This window comes from Mesorhizobium sp. M2E.F.Ca.ET.209.01.1.1 (assembly GCF_004010375.2).
Lineage (GTDB): Bacteria > Pseudomonadota > Alphaproteobacteria > Rhizobiales > Rhizobiaceae > Mesorhizobium.
In genome coordinates, this window is sequence record NZ_SADP02000916.1 from 1 (window position 1) to 309 (window position 309).

Below are 309 nucleotides of genomic sequence, written 5' to 3' on the forward strand. Positions count from 1 at the left end.
GACGGCGCGACTGCGTTGCGCGACATGAACGCCATGGCGACGATGGTGAAGATGAAGGGCAGCATCAGGAACGCTTCATAGGGGATGTGGCCAAGGCCGCTGGCCTGCATCCTGAGCTGCAGCGCATCGACGAAGGCGAAGAGCAGCGCGGCACCCGCCGAGCGCCAGGGATCCCAGCGGCCGAACACGACCAGCGCGATCGCCACCCAGCCGCGGCCGGAGACGACGCCGAAGGTGAATGCGTTGAACTGCGCCATGGTGAGGAAGGCGCCGGCGAGCCCCATCAGCGCGCCGCCGAGGATGACCGCC

The 309-nt window shown here is 68.3% G+C and carries 1 pseudogene; it reads right to left on the bottom strand.

The window, feature by feature from the left end:
* Nucleotides 1–309, bottom strand: a pseudogene (locus EN852_RS38475) (ABC transporter permease); the annotation flags it as partial.